A 15,727-nucleotide genomic window follows, 5' to 3' on the forward strand; every position below is an offset into this window, starting at 1 on the left:
TGGCGTTCGGCGCATCGCGCTTATTCGCCGCTGCACAGGCTTTCACAAACGACAAAGCCGGTTTCGTTTCCGTTTGGGGCAAGAAAGTCGTACCCATCGGTGAGGTCATAGATTGTGCCTGTGGCGTCCCCGATCACGGTGATGTTGCCTTCAAAGTTCCCAATGGCTCCCAACTCCGAGAGGACACCGTCTGTGACCGTGTAAAACGTCCCTTCCATATCGACGTAAAGGTCATATTGGGTGCCATCAGTGCGGGTCAAAATTCCATCAAAATGGCTGACGGCCGTGTTTCCGGAAATGGTTCCCGAATAGGCCATTGAGCCAGAAAGCGGTTCAACGGAGCCTTCGACATGCGCGCCGCTTGCATCATCAAAGGCAATGAAGTTGTTGGTCATGGCGCCAGACACCGTGTCATTGCCGAAATTCGCGGTCATCGACATTTCACCAAGGATCGCGTCGGTGCCAAGCAGGTCATCGGATTGGATGCCATAAATGCCGCTCATTTCGACCGTGTCACTGCGCGCATTTGCGGCGGCAGTGTCCAAAGCACTGGCGGTGGCGACCAAATTGTTGTCCTCGATGGCGTCATGGGCGGCGTTGTAGGTTTCATAATCACTTTGCGACGTCCCGGAACTGTTGGAGTCTGCGTCCCCACCGGCGGTGCCGCAGGCCGCAAGGCTAAAGACAATCAAAGACAAGCCGGTAAACGTCGAAATATTCATAAAGTCCCCCAGAGGATTACGGGTTTTATCGTGGTTTTGGTCGACCTTTATGGGCCGACATCGTGGTCCGGGACATCAGGAATCCCAGAGGGCGAAAGCATCCAATGTCAGATGGTTAACCGATGACAGGTCGGGGGTCGATGAAAACTTATGTCTGAGGGGATGCCAAAGATCATCTTGATCCTCACTGTGGCCTTTGTTCCACATGACAAGAGACGAACCGGCTTTGAGCCTTGGGCGGGGAAGGGATGGTTATGCCGGATGGGTGGAATCGTCTTGCACGATGGACGTTCACCCCCTAGAAGGGCGTCTGATTTAGTGGTCGCCTTGTTGCGGCCTGAGAGAGACGTAAGAAGGACGCCCAAGATGCAGGTCACCGAGACCCTGAATGAAGGTCTGAAGCGCGGCTATCAGATCACGATCACTGCCGCTGAGCTTGACGCCAAAGTCAACGCAAAGCTTAAAGAATCTCAGCCTGAGATCGAAATGAAGGGCTTTCGTAAGGGCAAAGTCCCGATGGCGCTTTTGAAAAAGCAGTTCGGCCCGCGTGTGCTGGGCGAAGCCATGCAAGACGCCGTTGATGGTGCAATGAACGAGCATTTTGAGGCCTCCGGCGACCGTCCGGCGCTTCAGCCGGATGTCAAAATGGATGCGGGCGAAGAGTGGAAAGAGGGCGACGACGTTGTTGTCACCATGTCCTACGAAGCTCTGCCCGAGATCGCTGAGACCGACCTGTCCGGTGTGAAACTTGAGAAATTGGTGGTGAAAGCCTCTGACGCCGAAGTTGACGATGCTTTGGCAAATCTTGCTAAAACCGCTCAAAACTTTGTTGAAAAAGACGGCGCAGCCGAAGATGGCGATCAGGTTGTGATCGACTTCTTGGGGAAAGTCGACGGCGAGCCTTTTGAAGGCGGTGCAGCCGAAGATTACCCGCTCACGCTGGGCTCCGGGTCTTTCATTCCGGGCTTTGAAGAACAGCTTGTCGGCGTCAAAGCCGGTGAAGAAAAGAACGTCGAAGTCAATTTCCCCGAGGAATATGGCGCCGAGAACCTGGCGGGCAAAGCCGCTGTGTTTGAATGCAAAATCAAAGAGGTCAAAGCACCTGCGGATGCTGAGATTGATGATGAGCTGGCGAAAAAATTCGGTGTGGAAGACCTCGCGACCCTCAAAGGTCAAATCGCTGAGCGTCTTGAATCCGAATATGCCGGTGCTGCGCGCGCTGTGATGAAACGCGGTCTTTTGGACCAGCTCGACGGCATCGTGTCGTTTGACTTGCCGCCGTCCTTGGTGGAAGCCGAAGCCAAACAGATCGCTCACCAGCTGTGGCACGAAGAAAACCCGGACGTGCATGGCCACGATCACCCGGAAATCGAGGTGACCGACGAGCACAACACGCTGGCCGTGCGCCGCGTGCGTTTGGGTCTTTTGTTGGCGGACATCGGTCAGAAACAAGAGCTTCAGGTCTCTGACGCAGAATTCACCCAAGCGGTGATGACGCAGGCCCGTCAATATCCGGGCCAAGAGCGACAGTTCTTTGAATTCGTTCAGCAAAACCCGCAAATGCGCCAGCAAATTCAGGCTCCTTTGTTCGAAGACAAAGTGGTGGATTGGATCGCTGAGCAAGCTGACGTGACCGAAAAAGAGATCTCGAAAGAAGAGCTCGAAAAGGCTGTAGAAGCTCTCGACGAAGAGTAAGACACGCCACTCGTTTGAACGAACGAGGGACAGATCAAGCCGCTCCAGAAATGGGGCGGCTTTTTTATGCGCTGCCTTTGGGTGTCCTAAGGGAATGGCTGCAACATCGGAAAATTTCCCCATGCATAGCTCCGGGATCTTCACATATGCGTGAGCATCACATTTGGAGAAAGATGATGTTGAAGAAACTTATGGCCGAAGGCGTTGGTACGTTCTGGTTGGTTTTTGGCGGGTGCGGCAGCGCGATCTATGCCGCCGGGGTGCCGGGTGTTGGGATTGGCTGGCTGGGCGTGGCGCTGGCCTTTGGTTTGACGGTTTTGACCATGGCCTATGCGGTCGGGTCGATTTCCGGCGGCCATTTTAACCCGGCTGTCACGCTGGGTCTTGTGGTGGCTGGGCGTCACCCGGCACGCGAGTTGCCAGCCTATTGGGGCGCGCAGGTGCTGGGGGGCATTCTTGCCGCCGCAGCCCTCTATGTCATTGCCTCCGGCCAGTCCGGGTTTGAGGGCGTGGGCGGTTTTGCTTCCAACGGCTATGGCGCTTTGTCGCCAAACGGCTATGGCATGACGTCGGCTTTGGTCATTGAAACCCTGCTGACGGCGGTGTTCTTGATCATCATTCTGGGGGCCACGTCATCGCGTGCTCCGGCAGGGTTTGCGCCGATTGCCATTGGGCTGGGTCTGACGTTGATCCACCTGATCTCGATCCCGGTGACCAACACATCGGTGAACCCGGCACGCTCAACTGCGGTTGCACTTTTTGCCCAGACCGATGCTTTGGGGCAGCTTTGGCTGTTCTGGGCCGCGCCTCTTGTGGGGGCTGTGATCGGGGCTGTGATCTGGAAGATCATGTCCACTGAGGATTGAGGCTGAGACCCGCTCACGAGAAGGCCGCCCATTTGACCGGCGGTCTTTTTTTTGGATAAGGCCTGACAGAACATAGGGTGCAGGAGATCAGATGATGCGTTTTTGGCTTTTGGCTTTTGGCTGAGCTGATGATGCCAGGGGCGGCACAGGCGATTTCGCCGGAATGGACGTCTGAGAAATGTGCCCGGTTTGAACGGGCATGGGACATGGCGACAGATGGTGAGACGGTCGACGGTTTAACGCCGGAGTTTGTCGCGGCCAATCGCGCCTTTCTTGAGGCGGGCTGTGCCATCCGAGGGGCGGCATGCCCACAGACGCCGGAAGAGCGGGAGCTTGCAGATATGCTGTCGCTTATGGCTATGGCTGAGGGCGCAACCGGGTCGTTCCTGCCCTTTCGCTGCCTTGCCGACTAGCTTCTGAGACCCGTTTCATAAAGCAGGCCCTTTTTCTTGGCCTCGTAATAATAGCCTTTGGCATACCATTTCATCGCGGCATCAATGTTACCGCCGGACACGATATAGGCCCCACGCAGGTATTTTCCGGCGTATTTCAGGTTCACATTCGGATCCAAAAGCTCGCTTGGCGGACCGTCATGCCCCATGGTGCGCGCGGTTTGCGGCAGGATTTGCAGCAGGCCGTAATAGGGCCCGTTGCGCGCTTCTGGGCGGTGGGTGGACTCTCGGATGGCCTGACGATGGATCAATTCGCGCGGAATTTGGTAGACGTCAGCCCATTTGTTGATGAGCTGGCGCAATTCCGGCGTTTCATTGGGATACAGCGGCGGGTTATAGGCGCGGCTGACCTCCGGCTCTCGCTGGCCGCAGGCGGTGAGCGCGAGGGTTGATACGGCGAGAGTGGACAGCATAAAGGCACGGCGGGTCGGGTGAGGCATGTAAATCTCCGAAAGGTCTTGGGGACAAAACCACGGGCGCTGTGTTTCGCCAAGAGCCGAAGCGTCGCGGGGAGGGGGCATCGGCAAGGATACGCTGAGGCCTGAGGCTGTGGGGCTCCTATAGAGGCGGGATTTGGCTTTGCTGAGCGCCATAAAAAAAGCCCCGCCAAACAGGCGGGGCTTTCTGATCAGTGATGTGAGAAGATTAGGCTTCGTCGGTTGCCGGAGCAGAATCGTAATCGTCGTCATTCGCAGCCGAACCCATCTCGTCGAAGAGTTCGGAGATTTCGAATTCAGCTTGAGCTTCGGCTTCTGCGGCGAGTTCCTGAATGGATTTGCCTTCGGCCTGAAGCGTTGCTTCTTCGACAGAGCGCGCCACGTTGAGAACGATGGTGGCGTCAACTTCCGGGTGCAGGAGGACGTGCAACTCGTGCAGGCCAAGGTCCTTGATCGGAGCTTTGAGAGCGATCTGTTTGCGATCCACGGTGAAACCGGCTTCTGCGGCGGCATCTGCGGCGTCACGCGGAGTAACAGACCCGTAGAGCGAACCGGAATCGGACGCGGAACGAATCACAACAAAGACCTGACCGTCGAGTTTGGCGGCAGCAGCTTCGGCCTCTTTTTTGGTTTCCAGGTTGCGGGCTTCGAGTTGCACTTTCTGAGCTTCAAACGCCTTGATGTTGGCGTCGGAGGCGCGGAGGGCTTTCTCTTGCGGCAAAAGGAAGTTGCGCGCGTAACCGTCTTTGACGGAGACGACATCGCCCATTTGACCGAGTTTGGCCACGCGTTCGAGAAGGATAACTTGCATGTGCTTTCTCCTTACTTCACGGCGTAGGGCAGCAGGGCGAGGAAACGGGCGCGTTTGATGGCACGAGCCAGCTCACGCTGTTTCTTCGCAGAGACTGCGGTGATACGGCTTGGCACGATCTTGCCACGCTCAGAGATATAGCGCTGAAGAAGGCGGGTGTCTTTGTAGTCAATCGCAGGCGCGTTGTCGCCGGAGAACGGGCAGACTTTGCGACGGCGGAAAAATGGTTTAGCGGCCATAGGTTAGGTCCTTTCCTAAGATCAAGGGCGACGCGGGCGGCGCTCTTCGCGCTCGTCACGTTTCTGCATTTGGACGGACGGGCCTTCTTTGTGCTCGTCGACTTTGATGGTGAGAATACGCATCACATCATCATGCAGACGCATCAGGCGTTCCATTTCCTGCACGGCTTCCGACGGGGCGTCGGTGCGCAGGAAGGCGTAGTGGCCTTTGCGGTTTTTGTTGATCTTGTAAGCCATCGTTTTGACGCCCCAGTACTCGTGCTCGACGAGTTTACCGCCGTTGTCGGCGAGGACGGTGCCAAAATGTTCGATGAGACCTTCGGCCTGCGCGTTGGACAGATCCTGACGCGCAATGAAGACATGCTCGTAAAGCGGCATGGAGACTCCAGTTCATAAATCAAGCGCATTTCATAGGGCGGGCATTTTGGCCTTTTCACGGCCCGTCCACGAGAGGCTGCGCGGTTCACATGTCGTGTGAAAAGGATGTGCCCTTATACGCATCTTAGGTTTTGGTTCAAGGTCCAAATCCCAAAGGGATGCGCGAGGGCGATGGGTGTTTCTGTCCTGTGGCCAGTCCGGTCTGTAGTGGGCATGGGTGGACCTGTCCAAAAACGACCTGCGCTGGTCATATTCGTGCCTTTATTAACCATAATTTAAGCATCAGGCAATGTGATGAGGAAGGCTTGAGACGATGGCGGTGACCACAGCTCGGCTGAGCGAGACAAGACGCAGTGGAAAGACATCTGGGCGGTTAGGGTCGGGGATTGTCCGACACGACACCGCTTGGGGGTATTGTCTTTTGAATGACTATGGCGGACCGACTCAAATTTTATGTCGTTTTGAACAGGTGGCGCGCGCAGTGTCTATTTTGGCCTTTGCGATGATGGCGGGGCTCTGGCTTTTGCCGAACGCCAATTTCACAGCGGCCGTGATCGGGATCAAAGCGGCGTTGTCGCTCAGTCTTGGTCTGATTGCGCTGGCGTTTGGCAGTCTTGCGAAGAGGGGATTGCACCGTGAGGTTCAGATCGACACCCAGCGCGGTCAAGTGCGCGTTGTCTGGCGCAACCGCAAATCGGCGGTGCGATTGCATACGGTGATCGGGTTTGACGAAATTGGCTCGGTGTTTTTGCGCCGCTCGCTCGCGCCGTTTAATGGGGTCCATTTGGATGTGCGCTATGGCCGCAAAGGTGAGGTGATCACCTTGCTCAAAGGCGAGGAGGCGCGCCTTCGTGAGATTTGGCGGGATTTGAATGTGGACCTGCGTCAGGTTTCTAGTCCTGCGGTTCCCCCCGAAAGAGGCGTGCAGAGTGTAACGCGGCCCTCCCGGCGCGGCACGCCGCCGCCACGCAGAGCCCATATGTCGTCCTCAGCTGTTGGATCGGTCTCTCAGGTGCCGCAAACTCTGCGCTGATCACGGGGGGCTCCACTGGCGCACCAGAATCGCTTTGCGGCGAATTTTGGTGCGTTTGCCATATTTCGCGACCTTTGGGCGCTGATCTGTTTCTGATGGGGCAGAGATGTGGCGCGGCGGCGTTGATGCCGTGTCTTCGAAAATTTTATGAAAATATGCGACGATAAAATCGGTAAATAATCGGCGATAATGCCCCCCTAATATGGGGATGAAATTCCGATAATGTACTCATATTAAGTGACAAAATATGTTTTAGTGCCGTTAACCAATGCCTGATCTTTTGCTAGACGTTGCCCCTACGTCAGGGGCTACTCTAGGGCAGAGATGAAGGTGATGACCATGTTTATGACTCGGATGAAAATGAACGATGCGGCGGGACTGCCTGATCCCGCACATGCCACGTCCTATTGGACTTGGGGGCAGGGTATTTTCTTTGCAGCGGTCTTTGCTTTTGTCGTGGTTGGCTTTTTCGGAATGGTTGTAGGGGCGAGTTTCGATTTTCCAGGCGCGCTTGAAGATCATATCGACGCGATTGAGGCGGGAAACATTCCGTGCCCGATCCATGATGGTATGGTGCTGACACTTGAAGGTCATCGGCGCATCGCGGATCCGAGCTAAGTGCGATCGAGCGTATGCGGACGTCTTTTGACATTTGAGCGCCCGTCGAAGCATCCCCCGAGATTTGTGTGACGTTACGGCAGGGTGTGACGGTGAAATGCGCCCGCCCGGGCTTGCCGCGCGCCTGTTGGGCGGGTAGACCAATGTCCAACTTAAATCCAAATTAACACATGTCCGCTTTCAGGGCGGCATGGGGAGGGGGCGAAGATGACGCGCGCATTCGTGTTTCCGGGGCAAGGGGCTCAGACGATTGGGATGGGCAAGGCTTTGGCCGAGGCCTACCCCGCAGCAAAAGCGATTTTTGATGAGGTGGATGAGGCGCTTGGTGAAAAGCTCTCGGCGCTGATTTGGGATGGTGAGATCGAGGCGTTGACGTTGACGCAGAACGCCCAACCGGCACTGATGGCGACTTCTTTGGCGGCGCTGCGTGCACTTGAGGCTGAAGGCTATGCGGTGACGGATGCCGCCTTTGTGGCGGGGCATTCGCTGGGCGAATATTCCGCGCTGGCGGCGGCTGGATCTTTGAGCATTGGCGACACCGCGCGACTTTTGCGCATCCGCGGTGAGGCGATGCAAAAGGCGGTGCCCGTGGGCGTTGGCGCGATGGCGGCGCTTTTGGGCTTGGATTTCGAAGCGGTCAAAGAGATCGCCGCAGAGGCGGCGCAGGGGCAGGTCTGTCAGGCAGCCAATGACAACGATCCGGGCCAGGTTGTGGTGTCTGGCCACAAAGACGCGGTGGAACGCGCGGTTGAGATTGCCAAGGGCAAGGGCGCGAAACGGGCGGTTTTGCTACCAGTGTCCGCACCGTTCCATTGTGCGTTGATGGGGCCTGCGGCGGATGTGATGGCCGAAGCGCTTGATAATGTTGATATTAACGCTCCTGTTGTGCCGCTGGTGGCCAATGTGCGTGCTGCGGCTGTGACGGATCCGGCGACGATCCGGTCGCTTTTGGTTGAACAGGTCACAGGGTCCGTGCGGTGGCGCGAGAGCGTTGGCTATATGGCAGCGCAGGGCGTCACGGAGATGTGGGAAATCGGCGCAGGCAAGGCGTTGTCGGGCATGGTGCGGCGGATTGACAAGAGCATCGCCTGCACGGCCATCGGGACGCCTGAGGACATCGCGAAACTGAAAGAATAAAGGGCAGGGGCGCTGCCCCTCGCCGGACCTTTTTGAAGGCCCGGCTCATCACGGGATATTGCCCGGAATATTGCAAGACAAAAGAAGCAGGACGCTTCGGGAGAGAGTCACATGTTTGATCTGACAGGAAAAAATGCGCTGATCACCGGTGCATCGGGTGGCATTGGCGGCGCGATTGCCAAGGCGCTTTATGAGGCTGGCGCAACGGTTGCACTGTCTGGCACGCGGGTTGAGCCTTTGGAGGTGCTGGCCGCAGAATTGGGCGAGCGCGCGCATGTGCTGCCCTGCAACCTGTCCGACAAAGAGGCCGTTGAGGCGTTGCCGAAACAGGCGGCTGAGGTGATGGGCTCGGTTGATATTTTGGTCAACAATGCCGGGATCACCCGTGACAACCTGTTTATGCGGATGTCGGATGACGAATGGGACAGCGTGTTGAGCGTGAACCTGACCTCGACGATGAAGCTGTGCAAAGGCGTGATGCGGGGCATGATGAAGGCGCGTTGGGGCCGGATTGTGAATATTTCTTCGATCGTTGGCGCGACGGGCAACCCCGGTCAGGCCAATTATGCAGCCTCGAAAGCGGGAATGGTCGGCATGTCGAAGTCGCTGGCCTATGAGGTCGCATCGCGCGGAATCACGGTGAACTGCGTGGCTCCCGGATTCATTGCCACGGCGATGACGGACAAATTGACCGACGATCAAAAAGGCAAGATCAACGCGCAAATTCCGGCGGCACGCATGGGCACACCAGAAGAGATTGCGGCGGCTGTGTTGTATTTGGCCTCACAAGAGGCTGGGTACACCACCGGGGCCACCCTGCATGTCAACGGCGGGATGGCGATGCTTTAAGCGTAAAAATCCCTTTTGGCATGTTGAGCCCGACGTGGGGTCACAAACCATTTGCCACGGGGGAGGATTGTGCTATGAGCAGCGAAGATTGGGCCTAGGGAGCGTCAGCGACCGTGGTGTATGCCGTGGCGAAAACTTGATTATCGTTTCGCAATGGACATGTAAGAAGAGCGGCCCGCGGGCCAAAGCTAATGTGGGCACTTCGCCCCAAACTATGAGGAAAGAACATGAGCGACATCGCAGATCGCGTGAAAAAGATCGTTGTCGAGCATCTCGACGTTGAAGAGGACAAAGTGACGGAAACAGCGTCCTTCATCGACGATCTTGGCGCTGACAGCCTCGACACAGTTGAGCTGGTTATGGCTTTTGAAGAAGAGTTTGGCATTGAGATCCCGGACGATGCAGCCGAGACCATCCAGACCTTTGGCGACGCGGTGAAGTTCATCACGGAAGCCTCCTAAGTCGGCTTTGATCCTGATTTAGGATCGTAAGGTTTTAAAGCGGCGCTGTTTTGCAGCGCCGCTTTTATTTTGACTGAGCGTCCTTGAAGGGGCGACGGGTCAGGCGGCCAGATCAGGATCTGGGGGCCGAGGATTTGAGGCGGGCGTGAGGTCCTGTGTGTCTTCGCGCGTGCTGTCCCCCCGATCGGAAGACAGGAACGCCTGTTCTAGCGCCGCCGCATCATCGGCGGGTGCGTCCGCATTCGGATCAAAAAACGGCGCGGTGTCGCGATCCAAGCCAACTTGTTGGGCAAAATCCCCCAAAAGATATTTCATTTCCGCCTCTGTGAGCAACTTGTCAAATTTTACACCGATAAAATGATTGCTGCGCCACATCACACGGGCTTTGCGCACAACGGGACCAATGGTGAGTTTGATCTTTTGTCGATCATAGAGCTCCAGCGTGGTTTCGAGCTTGGCGCCAATTTGGCTCATATCCAAAATTTCACCGAGAACAGGAACGATGCCGTCGAAAATCACCACGGGTAGGGTGCAGGGATAGCGTGTGGCGCGGCGTTGGACGATGCCATAGCGCATCCAGGCCCAGGAGGTGATGGCGGAAATGAAGGTGAAAATGCCAAGGGCAAAGGCGGCGTTTCCTGAGGGGCTTAGGGTTACTGGCGAAGCTGTGGGGGCCGTGGCTGCTGTTGGGCGGAACTCATCAAAATTATTCGGATCAAAGGTCAAAGCCGTCTGGGCTGCGGGTTTTGGGTCTTCATGGGCCACGACATCGACAATTTCTTTGACCCCTTCGCGAACACGATCCAGGAAGGTTGATTTTTGTTTGCCGTCAGATTCAAGGAAATCCGGAGCACTGGGGTCGCATGCGGTTGCGGAGAGGAAATGTGACAGGCTTTGAGATTGCGACGAAAAACGTGGGTCGGTGCCGTAGCGACGGGCCATTTCGCCCCAATTGTCACGCTGTAAATCGAGCAGGTGGTGACGTGAGGCGATGAAATCAAACAGGGCTTTTTCATTGGACCCCAAGCCTGCCGCATTGATTTGTTTGAGCAATTTGTCGCGCTCATACCGTTCCATTTCGATGCGAAAGCTACGAGCAGCTTGGAGTTCGTCGGCTGTACCGAGGGATTTGATATAGGTGTTGGCGCTGTCATCGAGCGCGCTGAGCCAGCTTTCCAACCGGCAGGACGGGGCGGAAAAGGCGGGTGTGGCGATGAACAGCACTGAGGCGAGGCAAAAGACTGCGATCGGAGCAAAGCCCGCGCGGAAAATCCAAAAAGTGCGTTTCAAAGCAAAGGTCATCGGAACGGGCCACGCGTTTTGATCTTTGATAGCCGAAAAAGCGTCAATATCTGGTTTACACGACCGGAGCGCAGCAACGGTCAAAGGGCATATGGCGATTTTCCGGTTGCGGAAATGCGCCCGAGCACGGTCTCGGACTTCCATCAGCGGAAAAGGCCGTGTATTGAAGGGCTGATCAAAATGAGGGGGCCAAAATGCGCCGAGTAGTTGTCACAGGACTTGGGATGGTTTCGCCGCTGGCGTGCGGTGTTGAGGAAACATGGACGCGCCTATTGGCGGGGGAATCGGCCGGGGGCACGATTCAACGGTTTGACGCGAGCCATTTGGCCACCGATTACGCCTGTGAGGTGAAAATCGGAGATGGCACCAATGGGACGTTCAACCCCGAAGATTGGATGTCGAACAAAGAGCGTAAAAAGGTCGATGATTTCATCCTTTTTGGTATTGCGGCGGCTGAACAGGCGCTGACAGATGCAGGATGGAAGCCGGAAGACGAGGAAGATCGTCTGCGCACGGGCGTGTTGATTGGCTCGGGCATTGGCGGCCTGTCGTCGATCGCGGATGCTGCGGTTTTGCTAAAAGAAAAAGGTCCGCGCCGGATTTCGCCATTCTTTATTCCGGGCTCGTTGATCAACTTGATCTCGGGCCAAGTGTCGATCCGCTACGGGTTTAAAGGCCCGAACCATTCGGTCGTGACCGCCTGTTCTACGGGCGCACATGCGATTGGCGATGCCGCACGTCTCATCCAATGGGGCGACGCGGAAGTGATGGTCGCGGGTGGCGCGGAAGCGGCGATTTGCGAGCTGGGCATCGCAGGCTTTAACGCCTGTAAAGCGCTTTCGACCAAACGCTCTGACGATCCGGCCAAGGCCTCGCGGCCCTATGACGATGATCGTGACGGTTTTGTCATGGGCGAGGGCGCGGGCATTGTGGTGCTGGAAGAATACGAGCACGCCAAAGCGCGCGGCGCGAAGATTTATGCGGAAATCGTTGGTTATGGCCTGTCTGGCGATGCCTATCACATCACCGCACCGGCCTCCGATGGCGATGGCGGGTTCCGGGCGATGCAAGCGGCGCTGAACCGCGCCGGTCTTGAGCCGAAAGACGTGGATTACATTAATGCCCACGGCACATCGACCATGGCGGATACGATTGAATTGGCGGCTGTGGAGCGGCTTTTGGGTGATGCGGCGGCGAAAACCACCATGTCCTCGACAAAATCCTCCATCGGCCACCTTTTGGGCGCGGCTGGCGCTGTCGAGGCCATTTTTTGCGTCTTGGCGATCCGCGACCAAGTGGCCCCGCCGACAATCAACCTTGAAAACCCGGCGGTGGAGCCGGTGTTGGATTTGGCACCGAACGCGAAACGCGAGCGTGAGATCAATGTCGCGCTGTCCAATTCCTTTGGCTTTGGCGGCACCAACGCGTCGCTTGTGCTGAAGAAGGTGACAGATTGATGTGGAGGTCTATTGCCTCGAATGCGCTGACACTTATGATCGTGGTGTTGATTGCTTTTGCGGGAGCAATTGCATGGGGCAAGCGCGAATATACGGCGGCAGGTCCTTTGGAACAGGCCGTGTGTTTGCGTGTGCCCTCCGGGTCGACGATGCGTCGTGTGTCGGATGATTTGGCCTCACAAGGCGCCATTTCGCACCCGTCTATTTTTCGCATTGGTGTGGAATATTCGGACAAATCGCAGCAGTTGAAAGCCGGGTCGTTTTTGGTGCCGGAAGGCGCGTCAATGGCGCAGATCACCGATCTGATCACCCGGGGCGGGGCCTCCACCTGTGGCACCGAAGTGGTGTACCGGATTGGGGTGAACCGGGCACAGATGCAGGTGCGTCAGTTGGATCCGGCGACATCGGCCTATGTTGAAACGGTTGAGTTTTTGCCGGGCGAAGAGGGCGTTGAGACGCCTGAGGCCTATACCAAGGTGCGCGGCGAGGCGGACACGCGGTATCGCGTTTTGGTGGCCGAGGGCACAACGGTGTGGCGCGTGGTGGAGAGCCTGAAACAGGCGGATTTCCTCAGCGGCAGCGTTGAGGCCGAGGAGATGCCGAAAGAAGGCATGTTGGCACCTGACAGCTATGAGGTGCGTGCGGATTCCGATGTGGATGATCTGATCGCACGGATGCAAGAGGCGCAGCAGATGCGGATTGATACGATCTGGGCGCAGCGCACCGAGGGCTTGCCGTTTGCGACACCGGAAGAGATGCTGACACTGGCGTCGATCATCGAGAAAGAGACCGGCGTGGCGGAAGAGCGGCGTCAGGTGGCCTCGGTGTTTGAGAACCGTTTGAAACGTGGCATGCGGTTGCAAACCGACCCGACGGTGATTTACGGCGTGACCAATGGCGTGGGTGTTTTGGGGCGTGGGTTGCGGCAATCTGAGCTGCAATCGAACAGCCCGTATAACACTTATGTGGTCGAAGGCTTGCCGCCGGGGCCGATTGCCAATCCCGGGCTTGCCTCTTTGGAGGCGGCTGTGAACCCGGATACGACGCCTTATCTGTTCTTTGTGGCAGATGGTACGGGCGGGCATGCCTTTGCCGAGACCCTGGCCGAACACAACGCCAATGTTGTGAAATGGCGCGAAATCGAGGCGCAACGCGCGAGCCAGTAAGTCAGTGATATCGTTTTAAGAAGGGCGCGTTCATCGCGCCCTTTTTCGTCTTAAGGAACGAGAATGGAAAACATTGGCATTCTGAGTGTTACGGTGATCATCGCAGGCATTTTGATTTGGCCCAAGGTGTCGCAGGCCAAACTTTGGCGAGCGACGGTGACGCCTTTGGCCTCGATCATCGGCAGTGGGTTCTTGGTGCTTGGGCCGATCTTGGCGCAGTCTTATGGCGCGTGGACGCCGCTGGCGATGGCGCTGTTGTGTCTGTTGGCCTATGCGATTGGTGCGGCGGTGCGGTACAATATCATGGCGCTGGACCGGCAAGATCACAGCCCGCTGTCGGACAGGTTGGAACGCATGGCGTCTTGGGCGCTGGCCTTTGCCTATGTGATTTCAGTCGCCTATTACCTCAACCTTTTGGGGTCTTTCGCGGTCAGCCTGACGCCATGGGACACGCCGACAGCGGGGCGGATCGTGACCACCGCCGTGTTCGCACTGATCCTGTTTTTGGGCTGGACCAAAGGCTTTCACGCGTTGGAGCGCTCAGAACAGATTTCTGTGGGCGTAAAATTGGCCATTATCGCCGGGCTGTTGTTTGGGCTGGGTTGGTACTTCGTTGGTCGTGTGGGCGAGGGGACATTGGTGTTTTCACCGACACAGGTCAGGGGGTGGGGGGCGGCGGGCCTTTTGTTTGGGCTGTTGGTGACGGTGCAGGGGTTTGAGACGTCACGCTATTTGGGCAAAGAGTACAGCGCGCAAACGCGGGTGCGCTCCATGCGGTTGGCGCAATGGATTTCGACTGGGATTTACATGGTGTACGTCATTTTGATTGCCTATGTGTTTCACCCCGATCAGATTGAGACCTCAGAAACGGCGATCATTGACATGATGGCGCTGGTGGCCCCGATCTTGCCAATGATGTTGGTCGCAGCCGCCCTTGCAGCGCAGTTTTCGGCGGCCGTGGCGGATACATCCGGGGCAGGTGGATTGGTTGTGGAGCTGACCAAGGGCCGGGTCCGGGTGAAGATGGGCTATGCGATTTTGGTGGCTCTGGGGCTGGTGCTGACCTGGGGATTGAACGTATTTCAGATCATCTCTTGGGCGTCCAAGGCCTTTGCGGTTTACTATACGATCCAAGCGGTGATGGCGGTCATTTTGTCGAAACGGGACGGGAAATCCGCAATGGTTTGGGGAGGCTTCGCCTTTGTGGCCGTGTTGGCGGCGATGGTGACGATATTTGGCGCGCCAGTGGAATAGAACTCAGTTGAGCCCTTCGGTGTCGATATGGACATAGGCGCCGCAATGTTTGCAATGGATCGCATCGGCATCATGCAGCATCAAGCCGCAGGTGGTGCATTCATAGCGGACCTTTGAGGGGCGAAACAGCACCTGTGCGAGACGCAAGAACAGGGTGACGCCAAAGAACATCACACCGATGGAGAGAAGCCGCCCCGTGGTGCCCTGAAGGGTGATGTCACCAAAGCCGGTGGTTGTGAGCGTGGTGATGGTGAAATAGAGCGCATCGGCATAGTTGCGGATTTGCGCGTTATGCCCATGTTCGAGCGCATAAATCAGGCCGGTGGTGACAAAGATAAAGACCAAAAGGTTGATGGCGGCGACAACGACCTCTTCGTGTTTGCGAAAGAGTTTAAAGTCTTGGCGCAGGCGGTTCATCAATTGATAGGTGTGCAAGAGGCGCAGGGTGCGCAGGATGCGTAGAAAGCCCAAGCCTTCGCCCGCGAAGGGCGCGAGAAAAGAGATCATCGCCGCCACATCAGCCAGCGTGGAGGGGCGGGTGAGATAATGCAGCCGCCGCGATGACACAAAGACCCGCGCCGAGAAATCCATCAGGATCAACAGGCCGAAAATCAGGTCCACGACTTCGATCCAAAGGGCGCGGGCGAAGAAGGAGGTGACGATGACAAAGCAGATCGTGACGAGGTCAAATCCCAACAGCACGTAGCGGAAACTGTGCGCACGCGGGGTCTCGCCTTCATAGAGTTCGGTGAGTGTGGTGGAAAAGCCGGATGCCATGGGAAACTTTCATCTGCGCGTCTGTCCGCGTGGTGATGTTCGATTACGCGTTTGTTTTCAAGGGGAAAGGCGC

At 56.8% G+C, this 15,727-nt stretch carries 18 protein-coding genes; 11 read left to right on the forward strand and 7 right to left on the reverse strand.

Annotation, left to right across the window (positions count from 1 at the left end; translation table 11 throughout):
• Positions 1–20: 20 nt before the first annotated feature.
• Positions 21–722, reverse strand: coding sequence for a hypothetical protein (locus DA792_RS06265; RefSeq protein WP_107719076.1), 702 nt, complete (start codon positions 720–722; stop codon positions 21–23).
• 366 nt (positions 723–1,088) lie between these two features.
• Here DA792_RS06265 and tig point away from each other — a divergent pair, with 366 nt between their 5' ends.
• From tig to DA792_RS06280, 3 genes are all read left to right on the forward strand, one after another.
• The gene (tig, locus tag DA792_RS06270; protein ID WP_107719078.1) at positions 1,089–2,417 is read left to right on the forward strand and encodes a trigger factor; all 1,329 of its coding nucleotides are present in this window, start codon (positions 1,089–1,091) and stop codon (positions 2,415–2,417) included.
• 176 nt (positions 2,418–2,593) lie between these two features.
• Positions 2,594–3,283 carry an aquaporin Z gene (aqpZ, locus tag DA792_RS06275; protein ID WP_107719080.1) on the forward strand — a complete coding sequence of 230 codons (690 nt, stop codon included), beginning with the start codon at positions 2,594–2,596 and terminating at the stop codon, positions 3,281–3,283.
• A 116-nt stretch (positions 3,284–3,399) separates the two neighbouring features.
• Complete coding sequence (locus DA792_RS06280) at positions 3,400–3,696, forward strand: hypothetical protein (RefSeq protein ID WP_159075184.1); 297 nt, start codon at positions 3,400–3,402, stop codon at positions 3,694–3,696.
• On the opposite strand, the gene DA792_RS06285 is transcribed toward DA792_RS06280, so the two are convergent.
• From DA792_RS06285 to rpsF, 4 genes are all read right to left on the reverse strand, one after another.
• Complete coding sequence (locus DA792_RS06285; RefSeq protein WP_107722586.1) at positions 3,693–4,175, reverse strand: lytic transglycosylase domain-containing protein; 483 nt, start codon at positions 4,173–4,175, stop codon at positions 3,693–3,695. The genes DA792_RS06280 and DA792_RS06285 overlap by 4 nt on opposite strands.
• Positions 4,176–4,380: 205 nt before the next feature.
• Positions 4,381–4,983, reverse strand: a complete 603-nt coding sequence (gene rplI / locus DA792_RS06290) for a 50S ribosomal protein L9 (RefSeq protein WP_107719084.1) — start codon at positions 4,981–4,983, stop codon at positions 4,381–4,383.
• Between the two features lie 11 nt (positions 4,984–4,994).
• On the reverse strand, positions 4,995–5,222 hold the full coding sequence (gene rpsR / locus DA792_RS06295; RefSeq protein WP_005852865.1) for a 30S ribosomal protein S18: 228 nt from the start codon (positions 5,220–5,222) through the stop codon (positions 4,995–4,997).
• 21 nt (positions 5,223–5,243) lie between these two features.
• Positions 5,244–5,600 (reverse strand): 30S ribosomal protein S6, encoded by a 357-nt coding sequence (gene rpsF, locus DA792_RS06300; protein ID WP_009571394.1) that lies wholly within the window; start codon positions 5,598–5,600, stop codon positions 5,244–5,246.
• Between the two features lie 481 nt (positions 5,601–6,081).
• On the opposite strand from rpsF, the gene DA792_RS06305 reads away from it, so the two are divergent.
• The 5 genes from DA792_RS06305 (at position 6,082) to DA792_RS06325 (ending at position 9,698) form a co-directional block, all read left to right on the forward strand.
• Positions 6,082–6,633 carry a hypothetical protein gene (locus DA792_RS06305; protein ID WP_159075185.1) on the forward strand — a complete coding sequence of 184 codons (552 nt, stop codon included), beginning with the start codon at positions 6,082–6,084 and terminating at the stop codon, positions 6,631–6,633.
• A gap of 333 nt (positions 6,634–6,966) precedes the next feature.
• A complete protein-coding gene (locus DA792_RS06310) occupies positions 6,967–7,251 on the forward strand; it encodes a hypothetical protein (RefSeq protein ID WP_107719089.1) in 285 nt (94 codons plus the stop codon).
• Positions 7,252–7,458: 207 nt separating this feature from the next.
• Entirely contained in the window at positions 7,459–8,388 is a 930-nt protein-coding gene (gene fabD / locus DA792_RS06315; RefSeq protein WP_107719091.1) for an ACP S-malonyltransferase, read from the forward strand.
• A 111-nt stretch (positions 8,389–8,499) separates the two neighbouring features.
• Positions 8,500–9,237 (forward strand): 3-oxoacyl-[acyl-carrier-protein] reductase, encoded by a 738-nt coding sequence (gene fabG, locus DA792_RS06320; protein WP_107719093.1) that lies wholly within the window; start codon positions 8,500–8,502, stop codon positions 9,235–9,237.
• Between the two features lie 227 nt (positions 9,238–9,464).
• The gene (locus DA792_RS06325) at positions 9,465–9,698 is read left to right on the forward strand and encodes an acyl carrier protein (protein WP_009571390.1); all 234 of its coding nucleotides are present in this window, start codon (positions 9,465–9,467) and stop codon (positions 9,696–9,698) included.
• A gap of 99 nt (positions 9,699–9,797) precedes the next feature.
• On the opposite strand, the gene DA792_RS06330 is transcribed toward DA792_RS06325, so the two are convergent.
• Positions 9,798–10,988 (reverse strand): PilZ domain-containing protein, encoded by a 1,191-nt coding sequence (locus DA792_RS06330; RefSeq protein WP_159075186.1) that lies wholly within the window; start codon positions 10,986–10,988, stop codon positions 9,798–9,800.
• 206 nt (positions 10,989–11,194) lie between these two features.
• On the opposite strand from DA792_RS06330, the gene fabF reads away from it, so the two are divergent.
• From fabF to DA792_RS06345, 3 genes are all read left to right on the forward strand, one after another.
• Entirely contained in the window at positions 11,195–12,457 is a 1,263-nt protein-coding gene (gene fabF / locus DA792_RS06335) for a beta-ketoacyl-ACP synthase II (protein WP_107719097.1), read from the forward strand.
• On the forward strand, positions 12,457–13,623 hold the full coding sequence (gene mltG / locus DA792_RS06340; RefSeq protein ID WP_107719100.1) for an endolytic transglycosylase MltG: 1,167 nt from the start codon (positions 12,457–12,459) through the stop codon (positions 13,621–13,623). The genes fabF and mltG overlap by 1 nt, the downstream gene beginning before the upstream one ends.
• Positions 13,624–13,686: 63 nt before the next feature.
• Positions 13,687–14,877 carry a hypothetical protein gene (locus DA792_RS06345; RefSeq protein WP_107719103.1) on the forward strand — a complete coding sequence of 397 codons (1,191 nt, stop codon included), beginning with the start codon at positions 13,687–13,689 and terminating at the stop codon, positions 14,875–14,877.
• A gap of 3 nt (positions 14,878–14,880) precedes the next feature.
• Here the strand turns inward: DA792_RS06345 and DA792_RS06350 are convergent, their stop codons facing one another.
• Positions 14,881–15,654: a potassium channel family protein gene (locus DA792_RS06350; protein WP_107719105.1), complete on the reverse strand. Its 774-nt coding sequence runs from the start codon at positions 15,652–15,654 to the stop codon at positions 14,881–14,883.
• Between the last annotated feature and the right edge of the window lie 73 nt (positions 15,655–15,727).

Source organism: Celeribacter baekdonensis, assembly GCF_003047105.1.
GTDB lineage: Bacteria > Pseudomonadota > Alphaproteobacteria > Rhodobacterales > Rhodobacteraceae > Celeribacter > Celeribacter baekdonensis_B.

Excerpts from the sequence above, each read along its gene's own strand:
- mltG (WP_107719100.1), top strand. The coding sequence starts at position 12,457 with ATGTGGAGGTCTATTGCCTCGAATGCGCTGACACTTATGATCGTGGTG.
- DA792_RS06265 (WP_107719076.1), bottom strand. The coding sequence starts at position 722 with ATGAATATTTCGACGTTTACCGGCTTGTCTTTGATTGTCTTTAGCCTT.
- DA792_RS06285 (WP_107722586.1), bottom strand. The coding sequence starts at position 4,175 with ATGCCTCACCCGACCCGCCGTGCCTTTATGCTGTCCACTCTCGCCGTA.
- fabG (WP_107719093.1), top strand. The coding sequence starts at position 8,500 with ATGTTTGATCTGACAGGAAAAAATGCGCTGATCACCGGTGCATCGGGT.
- fabD (WP_107719091.1), top strand. The coding sequence starts at position 7,459 with ATGACGCGCGCATTCGTGTTTCCGGGGCAAGGGGCTCAGACGATTGGG.
- aqpZ (WP_107719080.1), top strand. The coding sequence starts at position 2,594 with ATGTTGAAGAAACTTATGGCCGAAGGCGTTGGTACGTTCTGGTTGGTT.
- fabF (WP_107719097.1), top strand. The coding sequence starts at position 11,195 with ATGCGCCGAGTAGTTGTCACAGGACTTGGGATGGTTTCGCCGCTGGCG.
- DA792_RS06350 (WP_107719105.1), bottom strand. The coding sequence starts at position 15,654 with ATGGCATCCGGCTTTTCCACCACACTCACCGAACTCTATGAAGGCGAG.
- rpsR (WP_005852865.1), bottom strand. The coding sequence starts at position 5,222 with ATGGCCGCTAAACCATTTTTCCGCCGTCGCAAAGTCTGCCCGTTCTCC.
- tig (WP_107719078.1), top strand. The coding sequence starts at position 1,089 with ATGCAGGTCACCGAGACCCTGAATGAAGGTCTGAAGCGCGGCTATCAG.
- DA792_RS06310 (WP_107719089.1), top strand. The coding sequence starts at position 6,967 with ATGACCATGTTTATGACTCGGATGAAAATGAACGATGCGGCGGGACTG.
- DA792_RS06325 (WP_009571390.1), top strand. The coding sequence starts at position 9,465 with ATGAGCGACATCGCAGATCGCGTGAAAAAGATCGTTGTCGAGCATCTC.
- rpsF (WP_009571394.1), bottom strand. The coding sequence starts at position 5,600 with ATGCCGCTTTACGAGCATGTCTTCATTGCGCGTCAGGATCTGTCCAAC.
- DA792_RS06345 (WP_107719103.1), top strand. The coding sequence starts at position 13,687 with ATGGAAAACATTGGCATTCTGAGTGTTACGGTGATCATCGCAGGCATT.
- rplI (WP_107719084.1), bottom strand. The coding sequence starts at position 4,983 with ATGCAAGTTATCCTTCTCGAACGCGTGGCCAAACTCGGTCAAATGGGC.